The organism is Yoonia sp. SWMV100, from assembly GCF_056108365.1.
Map to the genome: position 1 here is coordinate 337,931 of NZ_JBWBAQ010000002.1, position 21,781 is coordinate 359,711.

Genomic DNA, 21,781 nt, shown 5'->3' on the forward strand with positions numbered 1-21,781 from the left:
GGAGAAGAAAACATGAAACTCAAGACAGCTCTGCTGAGCGCTGTTGCGACTGTTTCGCTGGCGCCGATGGCATTCGCCGAAGCGCATGAAGGCGAACGCGGCCGCGATGGTCAGCTTAACATCATCTATTGGCAAGCGCCTTCGATCATGAACCCCTACCTGTCAGGTGGGACGAAAGACATCGAAGCGGCAAGCCTCGTGATCGAGCCGCTCGCGCGGTATGACACAACCGGCGCAATGGTGCCTTATCTGGCCGCAGAAATTCCAACCGTCGCAAATGGCGGCGTGTCCGAAGACCTGACATCAATCACTTGGAAGCTCAAGGATGGGCTGCTGTGGTCTGACGGAACCCCCGTGACGTCTGCTGACGTTTTGTTCACCGCACAATACTGCATGGACCCCGAAGGTGGCTGCGCGCAGCTTTCCAAATTCGAAGGTGTCGATTCCGTCGAAGCCATCGATGACCTGACGGTCAAAGTAACCTTTGCTGGTCCACAGCCAAACCCATACCAGCCGTTTATGGGCGGTCAGTCCCCGATCATTCAAGCCGCACAGTTTGCAGACTGTCTGGGCGCGAAAGCACCAGAATGTACTGATGCGAACTTTAGCCCGATTGGGACCGGCCCCTTTGTGGTCACTGATTTCCGCACAAACGACGTGATCCAACTGGTTGCGAACGAAAACTACCGTGACCCGGCAAAGCCAGCATTTGCGACCGTGACGTTCAAAGGTGGCGGCGACGCGACGGCAGCAGGGCGCGCGGTTCTTGAAACCGGCGAATTCGATTACGCCTGGAACCTGCAACTGGCACCTGATGTGATCGCATCCATGGCTGAAGCAGGCGTTGGTACACCTGTATCTGCGTTTGGTACGCTGGTTGAGCGTATTGAAATTAACATGACCGACCCGTCCCCATCGCTGGAAGAAGGCGTGCGTTCGACCGCTGCTGCGCCGCATCCATTCCTGAGCGACGAAGCCGTGCGTCGCGCCTTGTCCATGGCGATTGATCGCGATCTGCTGGTCGAGGTTGGCTACGGTCAGGCAGGGCGTCCAACCTGTAACCTTGTTCCCGGTCCCGAGATTTACGCATCCACAGAAAACACAGGCTGCCTGGTCCAAGATATCGAAGGCGCGAAATCGCTTCTTGACGGCGCGGGCTGGGTTGACAGCAACGGCGACGGCATCCGTGAAAAAGACGGTGTAGAACTGCGTGTAATGTTCCAATCTTCGACCAACGCAGTGCGTCAGGATTTCCAGGCGCTGATCAAAGAATGGTGGGGCGAAATCGGTGTTGAAACCGAACTGCGCAACATCGATTCTTCGGTCTTCTTCGGCGGTGATCCAGGTTCGCCTGACACATTCCAGCGTTTCTATGCAGACGTTGAAATGTACGCGAACAACTTTGATGGGACCGACCCGCAAGCCTATTTGGCGCAGTACACATGTGACAAGGCACCACGCCCCGAGACGCAGTGGCAGGGTGAAAACATCAACCGTTTCTGTGATCCAGCCTATGACGCACTGGTTGCCGAACTGAGCGCAACAGCCGATCAGGCAGAGCGGAGCCGGTTGGCAATCGCGCTGAACGACATGCTGACCAAAGACACGATGACGATCCTGCCACTGGTTGACCGTGGTCGCGTGTCTGCACATGCAAACTCGCTCGGTGGTGTCGCGCTGAACACATGGGACAGCGAACTGTGGAACGCAGCCGACTGGTACCGCGTCGGCGACAACCGCTAACACTTGCATAGGGCGGGTATAATCCCACCCTGTGGAAACGATTTGGCGGGGCGATTGATTTGCCCCGCCTTCCCTTCAAAGCTCTGACCAAAGGCGTTGCCCGTGCTGATCTATACCATTCGCAGATTGCTCATCTCGATTCCGACGCTTTTGTTCATCGCTTTTGTGATTTTCATGCTGCTTGAACTCGCCCCCGGTGATCCGATGGCGCAGATGCCGCTGACGATCCCCCCCGAGGTCAAAGAAAAGATGCGCCTTGCGCTGGGGTTGGGTGAACCTTGGTACGTGCGCTTTCCGCTCTGGCTGAAACAGTTCTTTATCGTTGAACCGCAATATTGGATCGACGGCACCTTTGGGACCAACTTTGCCGATGGCGCCCAGCGTATTATCAGTTTCCAGTCGCGCAGCCCGGTTTTTGAAACTATTGCGCAGCGTCTGCCCCAGACCTTATGGGTGGTTGGAATGTCTTATGTCGTCGGTGTGCTGATCGCGCTGCCCATCGGGATCATCAGCGCCTATCGCCAATATTCCGTTTTCGATCAGGCGGGCACGTTTGTGTCGATGATCGGATTTTCGGTCCCTCCGTTCTTTTCGGGTGTTCTGCTGATTGTCATTTTTTCTGTCCAGCTCAAATGGTTGCCGTCGATCTATGACACCACGCATGTTGTCAACGATTGGGACAGCTTCCTGTTCCAACTGCGTCAAATGGTGATGCCGGTCATGGTGCTGGCACTGCAGACAACGGCACAGGTCAGCCGCTATATGCGCGCCTCGATGCTCGATAATCTTGGCCAAGACTACGTACGCACCGCACGCGCCAAAGGCATGTCCGAAAGCGTTGTCGTCCTCAAACATGTCCTGCGCAATTCGATGATCCCTGTCATTACCGTGATCGCACTGGGGATCCCGGCGATCTTTGGCGGCGCCATCATCACCGAGCAAATTTTCAAAGTGAACGGTTTGGGGCAGCTCTTGATTATCGCACTGCAAGGGAACGACATTCCGATGGTGATGACCATCACCTTCTTGTTGGCGGTTTTGATCGTCATGATGAACCTGATCGCCGATGTTCTCTACGGCATTCTTGACCCGAGGATCCGCTATGACTGATACAACTGTGACAACTGTGGTCAAACCACGCAACCAGTGGTGGGACGTTTGGGACCAGTTCAAAACCCATAAAGGCGCGGTCGCGGGTCTGGCGTTTTTGATTTTCATCACCTTGTTTGTGACGGTCGGGCCGGTCATCTGGAACATTGATCCCGGCAAGCTCGATATCCGTAACAAGGATGTGCGGCCGATATATATGTTGCTGTTTGATGGGAACGCAAAGGTCAGTTGGGCGCGCCCGATGGGGACGGATAACCTTGGTCGCGATATTATGGCCAATATCATGCAAGGTGGACGGGTGTCGTTGGCCGTGGGGTGGACGGCGATGGTGTTGTCGGTCGTGATCGGGACGTTTGTTGGTGTCGTTGCTGGATATTTCAAACGGCTGGACGGTCTGCTGATGCGATTTACCGATCTGGTGCTGGCGCTTCCGCTTTTGCCGCTGCTTCTGGTGATGATGCTGCTGTTTCGTGATCCGCTGCGTGCAACCTTTGGACCCGAAAGCGGAATTTTCATCCTGATTGTGGCCGGCATTGGGATTACATCTTGGATGCAAACCGCGCGGATTGTGCGCGGCGATGTTATGGCGCTCAAGGAACGTGAATTCGTGCTGGCCGCGCGGTCAATCGGCACCCCTGCCCGCCGCATGATCACACGGCACCTGTTGCCGAACGTTCTGTCGCCGATCATGGTTTCTGCCACGCTCGGTCTTGCTACTGCAATCATCACCGAAAGCGCGCTGTCGTTTCTTGGCCTTGGCTTTCCATCAGATTTTCCCACTTGGGGTAAAATCCTGTTCGATAGCGTCGACCGCATGACCGCCTTTCCGGAACGGGTCATTTGGCCCGGACTGGCGATTTCACTGACGGTGCTCGCTGTGAACTATATTGGTGACGGACTGCGTGATGCGCTGGATCCACGTATTCGTGGGCATTGATGGCTGTCAGCGGGACCAACGTGTAACGGTAGCCGCCCATGATGGTCGGCCCATCATCCATCACCATGCGCTTGTGGTCGATTTGGGGAACATCTGTGCCCGACGACGGTTCAACGGGAAACACCGCGAAATCGGTCCTGCAAACGTAGGCCGCGACCATCAGTCTAAATGATGCATCGCTGTATACCGTCGGGAAAACAGTAACATTATCACGATACGAATGGCGTGATTGATCACACAGCGCAGTGTGCGTGATCGCTTTTTGGCGATCGCCCATTAATTATCGCTGTAACAGCGGGGCAGTCTGCCTTGCGCAAAATAAAATTGCCCCGCCGGATCTATCGGCGGGGCAATTTTGTTCCTGACTTGGATCACAGGTCGTTTAGTCGATTTTGGGCAGTAGCGCGTCCAAAGATGCCTTGGCATCACCATAGAACATCCGCGTGTTTTCCTTAAAGAAAAGCGGGTTTTCAATGCCGGAATACCCGGTGCCCTGACCGCGTTTGGACACGAACACTTGCTTAGCTTTCCAACACTCAAGAACCGGCATCCCTGCAATCGGGCTGTTTGGATCGTCCTGTGCTGCGGGGTTCACGATGTCGTTGGAACCGATGACAATGGCGACGTCCGTGGTTGGGAAGTCTTCGTTGATTTCGTCCATTTCCATGACGATATCGTAAGGCACCTTGGCTTCTGCCAGCAACACGTTCATGTGCCCCGGCAAACGCCCTGCAACGGGGTGGATCGCAAAACGCACGTTCTTGCCCTGCGCACGCAGCTTGCGGGTCAATTCCGCAACCGAAGACTGCGCCTGCGCAACAGCCATCCCGTAGCCCGGAATGATGATAATGCTGTCAGCTTCGTTCAAGGCTGTGGCGACGCCATCCACGTCGATGGCAATCTGCTCGCCTTCAACCGCCATCTGCGGGCCTTTGGTGCCACCAAAGCCGCCCAGGATCACGCTTACAAAGCTGCGGTTCATCGCCTTACACATGATATAGGACAAGATCGCGCCAGACGATCCGACCAATGCGCCGACCACGATCAACAGGTCATTTCCAAGCGAGAAACCAATCGCGGCAGCAGCCCAGCCGGAATAGCTGTTCAGCATGGACACCACGACTGGCATATCCGCGCCGCCGATCCCCATGATCAGGTGATACCCGATAAACAGCGCGGCCAAGGTCATCACGAACAGCGGCAAGAACCCACCGGTGTTGAAATACCAGATCAAAGCAACGACCGAAATCGCTGCGGCAGCAGCATTTAACATGTGCCCACCCGGCAGTTTTGTCGCTTTGGAATTTACCCGTCCCGCCAATTTGCCATAGGCAATGACCGAACCTGTAAACGTGACCGCGCCGATAAACACACCCAAAAACAGCTCGACCCGCAGGATATTGATTTCAACCGCAGATTTGTGCGCAATCAACGCCCCGAATGTGCCCAAATCATCGCCATGCGCACCGCTCATGACGTTCCCAATTTCAAAATGCGCGACAAAACCGACAAACACCGCTGCCAACCCGACAAGGCTGTGCATCGCCGCAACCAGTTCCGGCATTTGGGTCATCTGGACCTTGGTGGCCAAAACATAGCCGATGGCGCCGCCCGCCGCGATCAAGATCAGCGACAAAAGCCAAAGCCCGCTACCCGGCCCCATCAGCGTCGCCGACACCGCAAGACCCATGCCCGCAATACCATACCACACCGCGCGTTTTGCACTTTCTTGCCCCGAAAGCCCCCCAAGCGAGAGGATAAAAAGGACCGCTGCGACGACGTAGGCCGCTGTTGTAAATCCTAAACTCATTTTTTCCTACTCCCTTAAGACTTTTGGAACATGGCAAGCATGCGCCGTGTCACGAGGAAACCACCAAAGATGTTGATCCCCGTCATAAAGACTGCAAGCGCCGCCAAAATAATCACAAGGAACGACCCTGAACCAATTTGCATCAGCGCACCCAAGATGATGATCGACGAAATCGCGTTGGTCACAGCCATCAGCGGCGTGTGCAGCGAATGCGATACATTCCAGATCACTTGGAACCCGATGAACACCGACAAAACAAAGACAATAAAGTGCTGCATAAAGCTGGCCGGGGCCACAAGCCCGATGCCCAGCAAAACAGCAGCACCCACAGCCAGCAGCGTGACCTGATTGCGGGTCTGCGCCTTGAAATCTGCGGTTTCTTTGGCGCGCTTTTCCTCGGCGGTCAGGGCTTTGGGCGCTTCTTTGCGGGGCGCGGCCGCGATGGCCGCGATTTTGGGTTTGGGTGGCGGGAAAGTCACCGCGCCTGCGTGGGTGACGGTCGCACCGCGAATGACGTCGTCGTCCATGTTGTGCGCAGGTACGCCGTCTTTGGCGGGTGTCAGGTCGGTCATCATGTGACGAATATTTGTCGCGTACAACGTGGAAGCCTGCGCCGCCATCCGGCTTGGAAAGTCCGTATAGCCTATGATGGTGACGCCGTTTTCTGTCACGATCTTTTCGTCCATGACAGTCAGTTTACAGTTGCCGCCACGCTCTGCCGCGAGGTCGATGATCACCGACCCCGGTTTCATGCTGTCGACCATATCTTTGGTCCACAACTCGGGCGCGTCGCGCCCAGGGATCAGCGCGGTGGTGATCACTATGTCCATTTCAGGCGCAATTTCACGGAACCTGGCCAACTGCGCCGCCGCGAATTCTGGGCTGGACACAGCGGCATAACCGCCTGTCGCCGCGCCGTCTTGTTGTTCTTGCTTGAAATCAAGGAAGACGAACTGCGCGCCCATTGATTCCACTTGCTCTGCGACTTCGGGGCGCACATCAAAAGCATAGGTGATCGCGCCAAGGCTGGTTGCTGTTCCGATCGCGGCCAAACCAGCAACACCTGCACCAACAACAAGAACCTTTGCAGGCGGAACTTTGCCCGCAGCAGTAATTTGCCCTGTAAAGAAACGGCCAAAGTTATTGCCGGCCTCGATCACGGCCCGATAGCCAGCAATATTCGCCATTGACGAAAGCGCATCCATTTTTTGCGCGCGACTGATGCGTGGAACCATGTCCATCGCAATAACGGTCGCGCCCTTGGCATTTGCTGCGTCCATCAACGCCGCGTTTTGCGCAGGGTAGAAGAATGAAATCAGCGTCTGACCTTCGCGCAGGAGGTTCACTTCTGCGTCTGAAGGCGGGCGTACTTTGGCGACGATGTCGGCCGTTTCAAATAGCGCGGCGCCGGTTTTCACAACCTCGACGCCCGCATCAATGTAGGTCTGATCAGAAAAACCTGCGGCCAGACCGGCCCCGGTTTCGATGATGCAATCATAGCCAAGTTTTTGTAAATCTTTGGCCGAGGCCGGGGTCATCGCGACCCTGTTCTCGCCTTCAAACGTTTCTTTCGGTGAGCCGATTTTCACAGACAATCCCCCATTTATCAGTCAGCAGTCGTCAATTTGTTATAAGGCGAACCCGCATGTTACAACTAGTAAACCCCTGTTTTTCTTATGTCATACGCTAACAGTCACACCCATCTGCGTGTTTTCTGACAATATCTTGCAAAGTCAGCGTGAAATTTTCTGCGCAACCTGTCTTCCTCCGGGATAATGAATCGCTGGGAAATGGTTGCGATAAAAAGCGGCACCAGCAAAAGCGCGACAGGCGCGCCCCAGCGCAACGCAAACCCCGCCAGAACCAGCGCATCGCCCAGATAAATAGGGTTGCGGCTGCGCGAAAATATCCCCGTGGTGACAAGATGCGTCGCCGCGCGGTGCGGGATCACAGTCGTTCGTTTTTTACGAAGCTCGGCAAATGCGAGCACCATCAGAACAACCCCTGCCCCCACCAGCAGCCCGCCTAAAAGATCCGTAAACGGCCCGTCGATATGCAGTGACACCGGTTGCACGCGTGCAATCGCCCATGCGCATGCCAACGCCAGTCCAAGCCAAACGGGGGGTATATCGATCCATCTCATGGTTCAAACACTGCCCCGGGGGGCTATGGTTGTCCATCACATATACTCGGACCGCCCGGCGCATACCGGAAACATCCGCAAATACCGCCGCAATGCCGTGCAAAGGGACTGGTGTGGGTCGCCAAACTCGCCCTACATTGCGATCATGTGCGAACAGCCCCGACGGGAAAAGGAATACGGATGCTTTACACTCTGCTAGCGCTGCTTGTTGCGATGATACATGTCTATATCATGGTCTTGGAAATGGTGTTTTGGGACACACCACGCGGGCATCGCGTCTTTCGCACCACCCAGGAATTTGCGACCGCATCCAAGGTCATGGCCTTTAATCAAGGTCTGTATAACGGCTTTCTGGCAGCGGGCGTTTTGATCGGGCTGGCGATGGAAAACATCACACTGACTGTTTTCAGTCTGGCGTGCGTGGTGGTGGCAGGTGCTGTTGGTTTTGCGACGGGCGTAAAAAGCGCATTTTACTTTCAAGCCATCCCAGCCACACTGGCGCTCTTGGCGTTATGGGTGGGGATATGACGAATTTTCATGACACCAAAGCACAGTTCCATTTGCCCGATGGTCTGGTTTATCTCGACGGTAACTCTCTTGGGCCGCGACCGAAAGCCGCAGCAGCGCGCGTGGCGCAGACAGTCATCGATGAATGGGGCGAAATGCTGATTACCGGCTGGAACCGTGCGGGATGGATGCAGCAACCGCGCGCCTTGGGCGATCGCATCGGGCGGCTGATCGGCGCGGCGTCCGGCCATGTTGTTTTAGGCGACACCCTGTCGATCAAGGTCTATCAGGCCCTTGCCGCCGCGCTTGACCTTGTCCCGGACCGCAAAGTGATTTTGACCGACAGCGGCAACTTTCCGTCTGATATCTACATGGCCGAAGGTCTGATCAAAGCGCTGGATCGGGGTTTGCAACTGCGCATTGTTGCGCCCGAGGACGTCGCAGCGGCAATAACCGACGAGGTTGCCGTCGTGATGCTGACACAAGTCGACTATCGCACCGGGCGGCTGCACGACATGGCCGCACTGACGACACAAGCCCATGACGTTGGCGCGATCACGGTCTGGGATCTGGCGCATACCGCAGGCGCATTACCTGTTGATTTAAAAGGCTGCAACGCCGACTTTGCCGTCGGCTGCACCTATAAATACCTGAACGGGGGGCCGGGCGCGCCCGCGTTTATCTATATTGCTCCGCGCCACATCGACAGTTGCCAACCGGCGTTATCCGGCTGGCTTGGCCATGAAAGCCCCTTTGCGTTTGATCTGGATTACCGTCCCGGCAGCGGCATCGAACGGATGCGTGTGGGTACGCCACCTGTGTTGCAAATGGCCGCACTGTCAGCCGCGCTTGATATCTGGGATCGGGTCGATATGGCCGCTGTGCGTGCCGCATCAATCGCGCTGAGCGAACAATTCATCGCGGGGGTCGAAGCCGCCTGCCCGATGCTGACACTCGCCAGCCCGCGCGACCCCATGCAACGCGGAAGCCAGGTGTCGTTTCAGTTTGAACACGGATATGCCGCGATGCAGGCCTGCATTGCCCAAGGTCTGATTGGTGACTTTCGCGCGCCTGACATCATGCGGTTTGGCATCACGCCACTGTTCATTGATAGCCAAGACATCGACCGGGCCTTGGAAATTGTCGCAGACGTCATGCAACGTCAGCTTTGGGATACACCCGCATTCCAGACACGTGCCGCCGTCACCTAGTTTATTGAATATACGATGTGTTTCCCAGTGATGGGGGCACATCATAGCCATGCACAGCGACGTTCAGCGCGGCCCCTAGCAAAATAAGATACGCACTGACATACAGCCACAGCAGCAAACCGATCACGGCACCGATTGATCCGTATACCTCGTTGTAGCTACCAAAGTTGGTCAGGTAATAGGACAACGCCGCAGACGCGATGACCCACACGACCACGGCCGCGAACGCGCCCACAGTCAACCAGCGCCCACGCCCACCGATCCGGGCCGGGCCAAAACGATAAAGCAGACTAAGCCCCACCAACAACACGCCAAGCGCGATCAGCCAGCGCGCACCTTCGACCAGCCACGCCGTTGACGCAGCGACCGGGAAAAACGCAAGCACGATGGGCAGGATCACCACCAGAAACAATGCCACGATCGCAAGCGCGACCAATGCAATCGTCAAAGCAAAGGCAATCAAAACCTGCATCACGCCGTGGCGCTGACGTTGCCCGGCAATGGCGTTCAACCCGCCGATCAGCCCCCCCACCCCGGCGCGGCACGACCACAGCGCGATGGTAATCGACACAACCGTTGCCCAACCCAATGTATCAGGCGGCGCCAAAACCAGCCGGTTAATCTGCGTCGACAAAAGACGGTACGCGTCAGGCGGTATGATTTCATCCAATAAGACAAGCTGCTCGGAAATCACCACGGGGTCCGCCAATAGACCGAAAATCGCGATGATCGCCGCAATCCCGGGAAAAATTCCGAATATCCCGAAAAATGCGACACCCGCGGCAACCAGCCCTAAATGCTTTTCGCCGGCTATTTCCCAAACTTCCAGAAAAATGCGCCAGGCCCGTCTCAGCATTAAAAACATCCATTTATCGATCACTATCGCCTATAGCCTAAGACATCGTGCGCGCAATGACCACGCCAGATGGGCGTTGTTACGCGTAAGGTCGCCCGAAAGCGAAAAACCTGTCGCAACATGATGCGTCTCGGTCTAGGCTTGGATAAAACGGGTCAAAGCCCGGGACACAGGCAGGTAAACCATTGGATACGCTGACACTTCATATCAACACGCTTGCCGAACACCTGCTTGATAAAACCAACGGGCGCCAGTTGGTTGCGATCACGGGTGCGCCTGCATCGGGCAAAACGACACTGGCAATCGAACTGGCGCGCCGATTGAACGCGCAGCGGCACAAATCAGTGGTGGTCCCGATGGATGGCTTTCATCTGGACAACGCCGTGCTTGAAACCAAAGGACTGGGGCAGCGCAAAGGCGCACCAGAGACATTTGATGCGGGCGGGTTCATCCGGCTCGTTCAAGCATTGAAAACGGGCGAAGAAGTATACGCCCCGATCTTTGACCGCACCCGCGATATTGCGGTCGCAGGCGCAATCGTTGTCCCCGCTGACGTTCAGTTTGTGATCGTCGAAGGCAATTATCTGATGTTTGACGAGGCCCCATGGACAGCGCTCGCGCCGCTTTGGGATGTATCTGCGCGGCTCGAAGTCCCGATGACAGAACTGCGCGCGCGCCTTATCCACCGCTGGCTCAGCCTTAGCTATTCGCGCGCGGTCGCGACACGCAGGGCTGAAGGCAATGATGTTCCAAACGCGCAGCGCGTGACCGATCGCGCGCTGCCATGCGATTTTATTTTTGATGGGCAACCCGTGCCGGGCGCGCTGAAATAGGTAACAAAATGAATACACATACAATTTCGACACAACCCATTGATGGTCAAAAGGCGGGAACATCGGGGCTTCGCAAGAAAACGCGCCTTTTCATGGGGCCGCATTTTCTAGAAAACTACGTCCAGTCAATTTTGAACGGGATCGGGGGCGCAGCGGATAAGACCTTTGTCGTTGGGGGCGACGGTCGCTATTTCAACGAACGCGCCATCCAAGTCATTCTGCGCATGGCGGCGGCCAATGGTGCGGCACATGTGATCGTGGGCCAGAGCGGAATTCTATCCACCCCCGCCGCATCACACATGATCCGCACGCACGGCACTGATGGCGGGTTTATTCTGTCTGCCAGCCATAACCCCGGCGGCATTGATGCGGATTTCGGGCTTAAGTTCAATATGGCGAACGGTGGCCCTGCCACCGAGGCCGTCACCGATGCAATTTTCGCGCAGACCTCAAGTTTGACCGAATACAGGATTCTGGACGCGCATGATGTGGATCTGTCGCAGATAGGCGACAGCATGCTTGGTGCGATGAAAGTATCCGTGGTTGATCCGGTTGCCGATTATGCCGATCTTATGGGTGAACTTTTTGATTTTGACGCAATCCGCGCGCTGTTTTCGCGCGGGTTTCGCATGAAGTTTGATGCGATGCACGCGGTCACCGGCCCCTATGCCACCAAGATATTGCAAGACATCCTTGGTGCGCCAAAAGGCACCATCATCAATGGTGTCCCCTCTGCGGACTTTGGCGGCGGCCACCCTGACCCGAACCCGATCTGGGCGCATGAATTGATGGCGATCATGACGGGGCCGGATGCACCCGATTTTGGTGCAGCGAGCGACGGAGACGGCGACCGTAACATGATCGTCGGGCGCGGTGCCTATGTGACCCCGTCGGACAGTCTTGCTCTGATCGCGGCGCAAGCGCATCTTGCCAAAGGGTACAAGGCAGGTTTGACGGGTGTTGCGCGATCGATGCCCACCTCTGGCGCAGTGGACAGGGTTGCACGCGCGAAAGGTATCCCTTGTTTTGAAACACCAACCGGTTGGAAGTTTTTTGGCACCCTGCTTGATGCGGGCAAAGTCAACCTTTGTGGCGAAGAAAGTGCGGGGACAGGATCAGACCATGTGCGCGAAAAAGACGGGCTTTGGGCGGTTTTGATGTGGTTGAACATCATTGCCAAAACCGGGCAATCCGTCGCTGCGCTCATGGATACGCATTGGCAAACATACGGGCGCAACTACTATTCGCGCCATGATTATGAAGATGTGGACAGCGACGCCGCGCATGCGCTGATGGACCACCTGCGTGGCCAGCTTTCATCGCTGCCCGGTCATCATGTGGGCGATATGACGGTCACCAACGCTGACGAATTTTCGTATCGTGATCCAGTCGATGACAGTGTAACCAACGGCCAGGGTATCCGGGTCATGTTTTCGGGTGGCGCACGTGTTGTCTATCGGCTGTCAGGGACAGGCACCCAAGGTGCGACATTGCGGGTCTATCTGGAAAGGTTGGAAACCGATCCACATCGGCTGCACGAGGCACCAGAGCATGCGCTAGCCGAGGTTATTCGTGCTGCACAGGACCTCGGGCAGATCAAAATCCGCACACGGCGCGACGCCCCTGACGTCATTACCTGATTGCCACCAACGTAATCACTGGAAAGGCCAGCAATATTGCGACCCTGACGATGTCAGATGCCACGAAAAACATCACCGCGCGATAGGTCGCGGTGATGGGGGTCTGCTTGTCCATGCTGTTGATGATAAACAGGTTCATCCCCACGGGCGGCGTAATCAACCCGACTTCGACCACAATCAATACGATTATGCCGAACCAGATCGCGAGCTCTTCGGTGGTTAATCCAAATTCCAATCCGCTGATGACCGGCCAGATGATCGGAACCGTCAAAAGTATCATCGACAGGCTGTCCATCACGCAACCTAAGATCAGATAGAACATCAAGATTACAATCATGATAACCCAAGGACTGAACCCTTGGCCCGTCACCCACATCGACAATTCCTGCGGCACATGCGTCAACGCGAGAAAGCCGTTATAAAACGCGGCGCCCAACACGATAAAAAAGATCAGTCCGGTGCTGGTGGCGGTTTGAACCATACTGTCACGAAATGTGCCCCAATTCAAACTGCCCGACATCAAGGCAACGATGCCGGTCCCTGCCGCCCCGACCGCTGCGCCCTCTGTCGGGGTGAACCAGCCGTTGTAGATGCCACCAACCACTAATCCGAAAATGCCGATAACGGGCCATACAGCAATCACCGCTTTGAACCGCGCGCGGTAAGGCATGCAAGGATGCGTGCCAGCCTCGTCAGGGTGCATTCGGACATAAATTGCGATGGTGACCATATATCCGATGGCGGCCAAAATCCCCGGAAGGACCGCCGCGGCAAACAGCTTTGCGATATTCTGGTCTGTCAGCATCGCATAGATCACCAGAATGACCGAGGGCGGGATCAAGATGCCAAGCGTCCCGCCCGCCGCCAAGGTAGCTGTCGAAAACCCACCGGAATACCCGAATTTGCGCAACTCTGGCAGGGCTACCCTGCTCATTGTGGCAGCTGTCGCCAAAGATGATCCACAGATCGCGCCAAACCCTGCACAGGCCCCGACCGCAGCCATTGCCATACCGCCCTTACGATGCCCCAGCCAGCTTTGCGCGGCGCGAAACAGCGCCTGCGACATACCCGAAAGGGTGGCAAATTGCCCCATCAAAAGGAACATTGGAATAATCGACAGGTTATAATTTGAAAACGTCGAATAGACTTCGGATTTGAGCCGCGCCATGAAAACGGTTGTCCCGTCGGTAGCGAAATAAAGCCCGCCAATGCCGCAGATCAACATTGCAAGCCCGATGGGCGCACGCGAAAAAATCAACAGCAGCAGAACCGGAAAGGAAAGATAGCCAAGCGTAAGATCGCTTACCATGATTGATCTTGCCCCCAGGTTTTCATGATGGCGCAGTAAAACCCGACGATGCTTGCCACCACGCTGGCTCCGAAACAGGCAGCATAGGACCACCAGACTGGCAGTTGAATCAGATAGGTCGTATCGCCATAGCGATATTTATCTTGCAACGCTTCAAACAAACGCCACGTGATGAGCAACGTCGCGCATAACATTGCAATGCTCCAAAACGCATCGATCCGGCGCTGGGTTGTCGGGCTTAAACGTGTCGTGAAGATATCAACCTGGGCATGCCCCCCAGAAAGCTGGGTCATTGGTAAAAACGCGAAGATGGCAAATGCAACGCCAGCCTCGACCAATTCAAAATCACCTAAAATCGGACCAAGTCCGTGATCCAAAAGCCACCGCCCCGCAGAACCGAGGTAGCCAGCATGGGCGGCGTCAGCCACCTCGCGGCCTGCAACGCTGATACACACTGCGGCGATCACAGCACACAGCGTCAGCCCGCCAAGGATCGCCATCAGCCGCGCCAGCATCCGGATGAAAAAATGCAACAAGGTCACCCAATCGTGGTCTCGACCGGCGCGAGGTCACCGATCGTGCCGCGCAATGTATCACCAGCCACAACAGGTCCGACACCCGCTGGCGTGCCTGTCATAATCAGATCACCGGGCTGCAACGTATACAGTGTCGACAAGTCAGCAATGATTTCGGGCACAGACCAGATCATGTCGGCCAATGTCGCCTCTTGCCGGGTTTCGCCGTTCACGGTCAAGCAGATCGCCTGCGCGCCAATCGGTCCAAAATCGGCAACTGGTGTGATCGTCCCGATGATCGCTGCGTTTTCGAAATCTTTGCCCGTATCCCATGGGCGGCGTTTGTCTTTGGCGGCGGCTTGCAGATCACGGCGCGTCATATCCAGCCCGCAGGCGTAGCCAAAAACAACGTCCATCGCGTCAGACATGGCCACATTCTGGGCGGTTGCACCGATCGCCACGACCAATTCCATTTCATGGTGCAGATCGTTTGTGCGCGGGGGGTAAGGCATGACATTACCAGACAGCAAAAGCGCATGGGCCGATTTATTAAAGTAGAACGGCGCTTCGCGATCGACATCGTGCCCCATTTCCGCAGCATGGGCCGCATAGTTTCGGCCAACGCAGAAAATACGGTTCACAGGAAATGCATGTTGCCCTGCAATGGGAATAACGGGCGCGGGGCGGGGTGAAAAAACGGTCTGGGACAATTTGAGTTTTCTCGCTATGTTGCGTTGTCTGGTAGGTCACCCTACCCTATGTTACCGCAGACGGGATAGCTTCACCACGGCCAAGGGGCAAGCCCCGGCGGAACCACAGGATCGCAGACAACGTGTCCAGCACACTGCCACCGCTTGACGATTTAATCGCCTGTCATCAGTGCGACACACTGCATCTTGCGCAGGATCTGCCCGATGGTGCGCGGGCTTATTGCCAGCGCTGCGGCACCGTTCTGATGACGTCGCAACCCGCCGCGATCGGGCGCGTCCTTAGCCTCGCGTTCAGCGCATTTATCATGCTTATGGCCGCAATCAGTTTTCCATTCCTGACCTTGGACGCCAAAGGGCTTCATAACGCGACATCGGTTCTTGATGCTATTCTTGCCTTTAACAAGGGGTACGCAATTCCGCTCGCTGTCGCGGTGGCATTTTTCATTGTCATCATCCCGATGATCCGCCTTGCAGCGCTGATCTATGCGCTGGGGCCGTTGGTCTGGGGCAAACCTGTTCACACTGGTGCGCGCCGCGCTTTTGGCTTAGCAGAGCGGTTGCGCCCATGGAGCATGGCCGAGATTTTCATTGTCGGTGTAACTGTCGCATTGATAAAAGTCGCTGGGCTTGCTGCGGTGACTATCGGACCCGCGTTTTGGGCATTTGCAGGGGTTGTGATCATCACAGTTCTAAAAGATCAGATGATTTGTAGGTATTCGATTTGGGAAGCACTGGATCACGCGACACCATGATCACCGCCCGCGAGGCGGGTTTGGTTGCATGTCAGCGTTGCGGACAGGTCCACCCGCAGGGGACGCCCGTCTGTGTGCGCTGCGAAGGACGTCTGCAAAGCCGCGACACGCAAAGCATCCAGCGGGTCTGGGCATGGCTGATCGCGGGCATGATCGCCTATATTCCTGCCAACATCTATCCGATGCTTTTGACCAACACGTTGGTCGAACATAGCGAAAGCACGATCATTGGCGGTGCCGTTGATCTGGCACATCACGGATCTTGGGGCATTGCGTTTATCGTTTTCTTTGCGTCGGTCGTTATCCCGATTGGTAAGTTTCTTGCCATTATCTATCTGGCCCTCAGCGTGCAGAACAGGTCGATCAGCAATCCGCACGGGCGCCACAAGGCCTATGAACTGGTCGAGTTTATCGGTCGATGGTCGATGATCGACGTGTTTGTGGTGGCCATTTTATCGGCGCTGGTCCAGCTCAACACAGTTGCCACAATTAATCCCGGTATCGCTGCCGTCAGCTTTGCGATATCGGTCATCTTTACAATGCTATCTGCGCTTAGTTTTGACTCGCGCTTGATTTGGGACACCGACAGGACGTAATCATGACTGACACAAAATCCACGGGTCCAGCCCCTCTTGATGTACGTCCGGTCAAACGTCCGGTATTGCAAAGATTATCCCTTGTTTGGCTGGTTCCGATCTTGGCATTAGCGATTTCGCTGGGCGCCGCATGGCAAAGCTATACAGATCGCGGGACGCTGATCACCATCAGCTTTGAAAACGCCGCGGGTGTTACCGCGGGTGAAACGGTCATCAAATACCGTGACGTGACAGTCGGGACAGTTGAAACCGTCGAATTCGCACCGGGTTTAGGGGACGTTTTGGTGCACGCGCGCGTCGATAAAACCGTCGCACCCTATCTGGACGATGATGCGCAGTTTTGGGTCGTGCGTCCAGACGTGTCAGTCCGCGGGATTACCGGGCTCGATACGGTGCTGTCGGGTGTCTACATCGAAGGCAACTGGGATTCCGATGCGGATGTTGCCCAATATAACTTTGTCGGGCTGGAAACGCCGATTTTGACGCGCGCGGGCGAACGCGGCACACGCATTGTGCTGCGTACCAAGGACGGCGGCTCTGTGTCTGCTGGCGCCCCGATCCTGCACAAGGGCCTCGAGGTTGGATACCTCGAAGCACCCGAACTCAACTTTGATGGCACCGAAGTCATCGTCTCTGCATTTATCCAAAGCCCATATGACAAACGCATCACCAGCAGTACGCGTTTTTGGGACACGTCAGGGTTTTCGCTATCCTTTGGCGCGAGCGGTGTATCGCTTGATGTGAACTCCATTGCATCTCTCATCGAAGGGGGCATCGCGTTCGACACTGTCGTATCCGGCGGCACTCCGATCGAAGACGGTCAGATTTTTTCGATTTTCTACGATGAGCAAACCGCACGCGACAGCCTGTTTTCAGATCCCGACGCTGAAACGCTTAAGGTCGCTGTGCTGTTCGAAGAATCCGTCAGCGGATTGACCGTCGGGTCCGAAGTCAGATTTCAGGGGATCCGTGTCGGCGTTGTGGACGCCATCAACGCGATCATCGTGGGCGAAGGTGACAGTGCGCAGGTGCGACTGCAAGCCGTGCTGGCCATCGAACCGGTCCGATTGGGTATGCCTGAAGGATCGACGACGGATGATGCCGCTGCTTTGCTATCGGACTTTGTAAGTCGGGGACTGCGTGCCCGCATGGTAACGGGTAACATTCTGTCCGGAACCTTGATGGTTGAACTTGTGCAGGTCGATGATGCGCTCCCTGCCATTATGGCGCTGACGACGGGTCCGTACCCTGTCATCCCAACCACGGAATCGAATATTTCCGATGTTGCAGCCACCGCCGAAGGCGTGCTTGCGCGCATTAACGCGCTGCCCGTCGAAGAGCTGATGAACGGCGCGATCGACCTGATGGATAGCATCGAACGTCTTGCCAATGATGACAACACGCGCGCGGCACCCCAATCGCTGGTCGCGCTCCTTGATGAAAGCCGTGCGCTTGTCGCGTCGCAAGACGTGCAAGCTGTGCCAAAAGATCTCAGAGGCGTGATTAACGAGCTTAATGGAATTGTGAGCCGCGTTACCGAACTTGACCTTGTGGGAGATATCGACTCTGCGGTGACGACAGCCACACAGGCTGCAAACAATATCGAAGAAGCGACCCGCAACCTACCAGAAATCACCGCAAACATCGAAGCGCTGACAGCAAAAGCCAACGCCTTGGAACTCGATGCACTGGTTGTATCGGTCAATAGTACGCTCGCGTCGATTGACGCACTTATCGCAAGCGATGATACCAAAGACCTGCCGCGGTCTTTGGGTGGCGCGCTTGATGAAATGCGGATATTTTTGGCAGAGGTCCGCGAAGGTGGCGCCATTGAAAACGTCAATGCCGCGCTGGCATCAGCCAACGAAGCGGCACGCGCGATCGAAGAAGCCGTTGCCGGACTGCCGGAACTATCGGCGCGTGCGAATGGGTTGGTATCGCAAACCCAAGCGGTGATTGAAAGCTATGGCGAACGGTCACGCTTTAACGCCGAAACGCTGTCGACATTACGCGACATTCAATCCGCTGCGGATGCGTTAACGTCGCTCGCGCGCACCATACAACGCAACCCAAGCTCTTTGCTGACAGGACGCTAACATGCTGAAACAGATGACAACAATCGCTTTGCTCGGACTTGCGGCCTGCGCGGCCCCTGCCAACCGGCTTGCACTGCAACCGCTCCCCTCGCAGCTTGAATTGCGCCCGCTCGTCAGCAGCGTAATGGTACGGTCGGTTTCCTTGCCCAGCTATGCAGCCGCCGAAGAACTTGCCGTACAAGGTGCCACCGGGCTGATCGAAACCAACGAGGATGTGCTGTGGGCGGATGCCCCAGAGCGGGCGGTGACCTTGGTCATTACCGACACGTTGGGCGATATTTTGAATACTGATGTTGGCCCTGATCCTTGGCCCTTTGCCGGGCTTGCCGACGTCGCCGTTGATATCCGCGTGACACAAATGATCGCGGGCTCTGACGGCATGTTCCGGTTAACCGGTCAGTATTTTGTCGGCGGAGACGGAATAAACTTTCCCAATAGCACCCACCGTTTTGCGATGGCCCAACCGATGGCGGATCAATCACTTGGCAGCATCGCCGCCGCGCAAGCAGCGGCGTTGCTGGCCTTGTCAGAAGATATCGCGCGCAAGTTAGCCCGCTAGCTTCACCCACGCCGCGTCACGTTTCGATGACCGTACGCAGGCGTCGACAAATTGCATGCCCAGCAGACCGTCGGCAATGGTCGGATAAATCACATCCTTGCTTACGGGTTGTCCCGTACGGTGTGCCTCGATCGCTTCGGCTGCCTCGCTGTAGATGGTGGCAAACCCCTCTAGATAGCCCTCTGGGTGGCCACCCGGTGTCCGCGTCACCCTGGCCGACGCGTGACCAGTGCCTGCCCCACCGCGGGTCAGCAACCGCTTTGGTTCACCGAACGGCGTAAACCAAAGCTGGTTGGGGTTTTCCTGATGCCATTCCAGCCCACCCTTATCGCCGAAAATCCGCAACCGCAGGCCATTTTCATTGCCCGGCGCCACCTGAGAACACCAAAGCAGACCACGCGCGCCACCTTCAAAGCGCATCATGACATGTGCGTTGTCGTCCAACAGACGTCCCGGCACAAAGCTCTGCAAATCCGCACTCAGACTGTCGAGCGTAAGCCCGCTCACAAAGCTTGCCAAGTTGAACGCATGTGTTCCGATGTCGCCCGTCGATCCGCCAAGGCCGGATCGTGTCGGATCGGTTCGCCAAGCGGCTTGTTTGCTGTCATCTTGCTGGGTCAACCAATCTTGCACATATTCGACCTGAACCAGACGCAGTTTCCCCAAATCGCCATTGGCCACCATTTCGCGCGCCTGACGCATCATGGGGTAACCGGTGTAATTATGGGTCAACACAAACAGCGCATCGCTATCCTCGACGGCCTTTGCCAGCTTTCGCGCATCGGACATCGTTGCTGTCAGCGGCTTATCGCAAATCACGTGTATCCCCCGCTTGAGAAACTCGCGCGCTGCCGCATAATGCACATGGTTTGGCGTCACAATCGCAACCGCTTCTATCCCGTCTTTCAGGCGCGCTTCGCGGATCGCCATCGCCTTGAAGTCGTCATAGGTGCGGTCTGGTGACAGCCCCAGAGCAGCCCCAGAGGCTTGCGCCTTTTCTGGTGTAGACGACAGTGCCCCCGCCACCAGATCAAAGCGCCCGTCAATGCGCGCAGCAATACGGTGCACACCCCCAATAAAGGCGTCGTTCCCGCCGCCTACCATCCCAAGTCGTATCGGTCGCATTATCGACCCTCCCTCGCTTTGTTCAAAATACTCCCCCCGGCGGGGCCGTCAGATGCCAAGCATCCGGCGGTTGGTGGCGTCATCCACGGCGCCACCGGCAAAGTCGTCGAATGCACGCTCGGTGACGCGAATGATGTGATCTTTCACGAATTGCGCACCTTCACGCCCACCGTCTTCGGGGTGCTTCAAACAGCATTCCCATTCCACAACGGCCCAGCCGCTGAAATCATTGGCCGCCATTTTTGAAAAGATCGCGGCGAAATCCACCTGTCCGTCGCCCAGACTGCGGAAACGCCCCGCCCGATCGACCCAAGATTGATAGCCGCCATAAACGCCCTGCCGACCTGTCGGATTGAACTCGGCATCTTTGACGTGGAACATCTTGATCCGGTCTTTGTAGATATCGATATTGTCGAGATAGTCCAAACATTGCAGCACATAGTGTGACGGATCATAAAGCATGTTGCAGCGGGCATGATTGTCCACGCGCTCAAGGAACATCTCGAAGGTCACGCCATCGTGCAGATCTTCGCCGGGGTGAATTTCATAACACAGATCAACGCCGCAATCCTCAGCGTGATCCAGAATGGGACGCCAGCGTGCGGCCAATTCGTCAAACGCCGCTTCGACCAACCCTGCCGGGCGCTGCGGCCACGGATAAATATAAGGCCATGCAAGCGCACCAGAAAAGGTTGCCATTTCGGTCAGACCCAAATGCTTTGATGCGGACAAGGCCATTTTGACCTGATCGACAGCCCATGCTTGACGGGCTTTGGGGTCGCCTTGCACTTCGGCTGCGGCAAAGCCGTCGAATGCTGTGTCATAGGCTGGGTTTACAGCAACCAGTTGTCCCTGAAGATGGGTTGAAAGTTCGGTGACTTCGATACCATGCACCGCTGCTTGGCCCTTGAAATCATCACAGTAATCTTTCGACGCCGCCGCCTTGGACAGGTCAAAGAAACGTGCGTCCCAGCTTGGAACTTGGACGCCCTTGTACCCGCAATCCGCAGCCCATTTCGTAATCCCGTCCCACGTATTGAACGGCGCTTGGTCCCCCGCGAACTGTGCCAAAAACAGTCCGGGTCCTTTGATCGTTTTCATTGCAAACCTCCCATGATTTGCGAAAACTATATCGATTTAGAAAAACTGCGCCACCCCTGATTTCAGGGATGGCGCAGGATCAATCGGGCAACCTATTCGGACAAGCGCACATTGTCGCTGACGGTGCTGTCAGCTGCGCTAAAGCCGATGGCGTGCAGGCCATAGAAGGCAATGATCGAAATAAGTATCGCCGCCGCGAAGGCCAGAAGCATGGTTTTCATCGTCTTC

21 protein-coding genes are annotated in these 21,781 nt (G+C 56.1%); 11 read left to right on the top strand and 10 right to left on the bottom strand.

Annotated elements, in window-relative coordinates; all coding sequences use genetic code 11:
• Positions 1–12: 12 nt before the first annotated feature.
• The 3 genes from ACXJGX_RS01750 (at position 13) to ACXJGX_RS01760 (ending at position 3,790) form a co-directional block, all read left to right on the top strand.
• Positions 13–1,743 (top strand): peptide ABC transporter substrate-binding protein, encoded by a 1,731-nt coding sequence (locus ACXJGX_RS01750; RefSeq protein ID WP_474778414.1) that lies wholly within the window; start codon positions 13–15, stop codon positions 1,741–1,743.
• Between the two features lie 102 nt (positions 1,744–1,845).
• Positions 1,846–2,853: an ABC transporter permease gene (locus ACXJGX_RS01755; RefSeq protein WP_474778415.1), complete on the top strand. Its 1,008-nt coding sequence runs from the start codon at positions 1,846–1,848 to the stop codon at positions 2,851–2,853.
• Positions 2,846–3,790: an ABC transporter permease gene (locus ACXJGX_RS01760; RefSeq protein WP_474778416.1), complete on the top strand. Its 945-nt coding sequence runs from the start codon at positions 2,846–2,848 to the stop codon at positions 3,788–3,790. The genes ACXJGX_RS01755 and ACXJGX_RS01760 overlap by 8 nt, the downstream gene beginning before the upstream one ends.
• A 382-nt stretch (positions 3,791–4,172) precedes the next feature.
• Here the strand turns inward: ACXJGX_RS01760 and ACXJGX_RS01765 are convergent, their stop codons facing one another.
• The 3 genes from ACXJGX_RS01765 to ACXJGX_RS01775 all read right to left on the bottom strand — a co-directional run bounded on the left by ACXJGX_RS01765 (position 4,173) and on the right by ACXJGX_RS01775 (position 7,743).
• The gene (locus tag ACXJGX_RS01765) at positions 4,173–5,600 is read right to left on the bottom strand and encodes an NAD(P)(+) transhydrogenase (Re/Si-specific) subunit beta (RefSeq protein WP_474778417.1); all 1,428 of its coding nucleotides are present in this window, start codon (positions 5,598–5,600) and stop codon (positions 4,173–4,175) included.
• A 14-nt stretch (positions 5,601–5,614) separates the two neighbouring features.
• Positions 5,615–7,189, bottom strand: a complete 1,575-nt coding sequence (locus tag ACXJGX_RS01770) for a Re/Si-specific NAD(P)(+) transhydrogenase subunit alpha (protein ID WP_474778418.1) — start codon at positions 7,187–7,189, stop codon at positions 5,615–5,617.
• Between the two features lie 104 nt (positions 7,190–7,293).
• On the bottom strand, positions 7,294–7,743 hold the full coding sequence (locus tag ACXJGX_RS01775) for a methyltransferase family protein (RefSeq protein WP_474778419.1): 450 nt from the start codon (positions 7,741–7,743) through the stop codon (positions 7,294–7,296).
• 180 nt (positions 7,744–7,923) lie between these two features.
• Here ACXJGX_RS01775 and ACXJGX_RS01780 point away from each other — a divergent pair, with 180 nt between their 5' ends.
• Both ACXJGX_RS01780 and kynU read left to right on the top strand, forming a co-directional pair.
• Positions 7,924–8,271, top strand: a complete 348-nt coding sequence (locus ACXJGX_RS01780; protein ID WP_474778420.1) for a DUF1304 domain-containing protein — start codon at positions 7,924–7,926, stop codon at positions 8,269–8,271.
• Positions 8,268–9,461, top strand: coding sequence for a kynureninase (gene kynU / locus ACXJGX_RS01785; protein WP_474778421.1), 1,194 nt, complete (start codon positions 8,268–8,270; stop codon positions 9,459–9,461). Before ACXJGX_RS01780 ends, kynU begins: the two co-directional genes overlap by 4 nt.
• Before the next feature lies 1 nt (position 9,462).
• On the opposite strand, the gene ACXJGX_RS01790 is transcribed toward kynU, so the two are convergent.
• Positions 9,463–10,317 (bottom strand): YihY/virulence factor BrkB family protein, encoded by an 855-nt coding sequence (locus ACXJGX_RS01790; RefSeq protein WP_474778422.1) that lies wholly within the window; start codon positions 10,315–10,317, stop codon positions 9,463–9,465.
• 185 nt (positions 10,318–10,502) lie between these two features.
• Here ACXJGX_RS01790 and ACXJGX_RS01795 point away from each other — a divergent pair, with 185 nt between their 5' ends.
• On the top strand, positions 10,503–11,150 hold the full coding sequence (locus ACXJGX_RS01795; RefSeq protein ID WP_474778423.1) for a nucleoside/nucleotide kinase family protein: 648 nt from the start codon (positions 10,503–10,505) through the stop codon (positions 11,148–11,150).
• Positions 11,151–11,158: 8 nt separating this feature from the next.
• Positions 11,159–12,790: an alpha-D-glucose phosphate-specific phosphoglucomutase gene (locus tag ACXJGX_RS01800; protein ID WP_474778424.1), complete on the top strand. Its 1,632-nt coding sequence runs from the start codon at positions 11,159–11,161 to the stop codon at positions 12,788–12,790.
• On the opposite strand, the gene ACXJGX_RS01805 is transcribed toward ACXJGX_RS01800, so the two are convergent.
• From ACXJGX_RS01805 to ACXJGX_RS01815, 3 genes are read right to left on the bottom strand one after another with little or no spacing between them, the layout of a single operon-like run.
• On the bottom strand, positions 12,783–14,099 hold the full coding sequence (locus tag ACXJGX_RS01805; protein ID WP_474778425.1) for a TRAP transporter large permease: 1,317 nt from the start codon (positions 14,097–14,099) through the stop codon (positions 12,783–12,785). The two genes, ACXJGX_RS01800 and ACXJGX_RS01805, sit on opposite strands and share 8 nt — an antisense overlap.
• The gene (locus ACXJGX_RS01810) at positions 14,093–14,641 is read right to left on the bottom strand and encodes a TRAP transporter small permease (RefSeq protein WP_474778426.1); all 549 of its coding nucleotides are present in this window, start codon (positions 14,639–14,641) and stop codon (positions 14,093–14,095) included. Before ACXJGX_RS01810 ends, ACXJGX_RS01805 begins: the two co-directional genes overlap by 7 nt.
• Positions 14,638–15,324, bottom strand: coding sequence for a fumarylacetoacetate hydrolase family protein (locus ACXJGX_RS01815; RefSeq protein ID WP_474778427.1), 687 nt, complete (start codon positions 15,322–15,324; stop codon positions 14,638–14,640). The genes ACXJGX_RS01810 and ACXJGX_RS01815 overlap by 4 nt, the downstream gene beginning before the upstream one ends.
• 122 nt (positions 15,325–15,446) lie before the next feature.
• On the opposite strand from ACXJGX_RS01815, the gene ACXJGX_RS01820 reads away from it, so the two are divergent.
• Genes ACXJGX_RS01820 through ACXJGX_RS01835 form a run of 4 tightly spaced genes read left to right on the top strand, consistent with a single transcriptional unit; the run spans position 15,447 to position 19,327 of the window.
• Positions 15,447–16,076, top strand: a complete 630-nt coding sequence (locus ACXJGX_RS01820; RefSeq protein ID WP_474778428.1) for a paraquat-inducible protein A — start codon at positions 15,447–15,449, stop codon at positions 16,074–16,076.
• On the top strand, positions 16,073–16,672 hold the full coding sequence (locus tag ACXJGX_RS01825) for a paraquat-inducible protein A (protein ID WP_474778429.1): 600 nt from the start codon (positions 16,073–16,075) through the stop codon (positions 16,670–16,672). Before ACXJGX_RS01820 ends, ACXJGX_RS01825 begins: the two co-directional genes overlap by 4 nt.
• Before the next feature lie 2 nt (positions 16,673–16,674).
• Positions 16,675–18,768: a PqiB family protein gene (locus tag ACXJGX_RS01830; protein WP_474778430.1), complete on the top strand. Its 2,094-nt coding sequence runs from the start codon at positions 16,675–16,677 to the stop codon at positions 18,766–18,768.
• 1 nt (position 18,769) lies between these two features.
• Positions 18,770–19,327, top strand: coding sequence for a PqiC family protein (locus ACXJGX_RS01835; RefSeq protein ID WP_474778431.1), 558 nt, complete (start codon positions 18,770–18,772; stop codon positions 19,325–19,327).
• Here the strand turns inward: ACXJGX_RS01835 and ACXJGX_RS01840 are convergent.
• The 3 genes from ACXJGX_RS01840 to ACXJGX_RS01850 all read right to left on the bottom strand — a co-directional run bounded on the left by ACXJGX_RS01840 (position 19,316) and on the right by ACXJGX_RS01850 (position 21,774).
• Positions 19,316–20,452: a Gfo/Idh/MocA family protein gene (locus ACXJGX_RS01840; protein ID WP_474778432.1), complete on the bottom strand. Its 1,137-nt coding sequence runs from the start codon at positions 20,450–20,452 to the stop codon at positions 19,316–19,318. The genes ACXJGX_RS01835 and ACXJGX_RS01840 overlap by 12 nt on opposite strands.
• A gap of 48 nt (positions 20,453–20,500) precedes the next feature.
• Positions 20,501–21,553, bottom strand: coding sequence for a sugar phosphate isomerase/epimerase family protein (locus ACXJGX_RS01845; protein ID WP_474778433.1), 1,053 nt, complete (start codon positions 21,551–21,553; stop codon positions 20,501–20,503).
• A gap of 92 nt (positions 21,554–21,645) precedes the next feature.
• Complete coding sequence (locus ACXJGX_RS01850) at positions 21,646–21,774, bottom strand: hypothetical protein (protein WP_474778434.1); 129 nt, start codon at positions 21,772–21,774, stop codon at positions 21,646–21,648.
• Positions 21,775–21,781: the final 7 nt, after the last annotated feature.